The sequence below is a fragment of the Propionivibrio pelophilus DSM 12018 genome (assembly GCF_059569095.1).
The window spans coordinates 1-1,120 of the sequence record NZ_JCANUT010000145.1 but is presented as its reverse complement, the minus strand read 5'-3'; the positions used below and the strand labels follow the sequence as shown (position 1 = coordinate 1,120).

The 1,120-nt window shown below is 60.2% G+C and carries 1 protein-coding gene; it reads right to left on the bottom strand.

The window, feature by feature from the left end:
• Positions 1–90 precede the first annotated feature (90 nt).
• Complete coding sequence (locus BO74_RS21120; protein WP_496445378.1) at positions 91–642, bottom strand: hypothetical protein; 552 nt, start codon at positions 640–642, stop codon at positions 91–93.
• Between the last annotated feature and the right edge of the window lie 478 nt (positions 643–1,120).

Below are 1,120 nucleotides of genomic sequence, written 5' to 3'. Positions count from 1 at the left end.
GGCTATCTGTCGCCGGCACAATTCACCCAGCAATACCATGCAAAACAGATAGCCGCTTAACCCGTTGGACTCTACGGTTGACGACCTACCTCAGTCATCGATATCCCGGAAACGGCGACCGGCAAAGAAGGCATCGCGAATGGTGCGGATCGCCCGCTCGACGCGGCCTTTCTGATTGCCCCGGGCGACGGCCACCGGGCGCGGCTCGAAGCGATAGTGGCCGGCCAGGGCCAGCAGCATCGGGTTGAAGCGAATCACTGCTCCCTGACGTTCCAGCACCGCGCTCTTCAGATTGTCGTACAGGGCGACCCGGGGGCAACCGCCCCAGGCGGTGAAGGCCTCGACATGGCCGCGCAGGAAGTTCTCCATGGGGGCACCGAGGTAAAAGCGCAGGAAGATCTCCCGTGACCAGGACAGGACGGCGACGAAAGCCATCAAGGGACGCCGGGCCCGGCCCATCTCCAGATGACCGAAATGGCCCCAGTCGATCTGGCATTGCTCACCCGGCAGGGTGGCGAGGCGCAGATAGGCTTCCGCTTTGGGCCGTGGCCGATGGCGGGCAATCAGGTGCCGGAAGTGATCCGGCCGGCCGGGATAGCGGTCGTCTCCTTCAAGAAGGCCATCATGGAATGCAACGCACATCCCGGATGCGTCGTTACCCCGTTCGACTACCGAGCTCGTCCCAATACGTCTGCGGTATGGTCGTCCATGTGGTTTCCGCCACGGAATTTCTTCGCCATAACGCCAAACAGAGCATTCCATTCCGCGTAGGAAAATTGTTCCTCGGTTACGAGAGGGAGCCGGCGATCAGGACGCCGGCGCCGCTCGGCGCGCCCCACGGGCGGCCCCACGTCACTATCGCGACGATCGATGCTAAATCTGCGTTCAGTCGGTGGCGCCATGTTTTTATCCTCATTTATAACGCGGGTGGAACGCTTCTTCGAAACCACCGGTCGCGCGATTTGGCCGTCGTACAGACCAACGCAAATTCGCTATTCCCGGGAGGAAGAACCAAATCGGACAGGCTAGTCCATTGAACCAAAGAGATTGCACCCCATATGGTTTGCATGGGAAAGATGAATCTGAGTGATTTGGAGCGGGAAGAGTTGGAAGGCTTGCA

Bases quoted from the DNA above. Each gene is read 5' to 3' on its own strand.
- BO74_RS21120 (WP_496445378.1), bottom strand. From the start codon at position 642: ATGTGCGTTGCATTCCATGATGGCCTTCTTGAAGGAGACGACCGCTAT.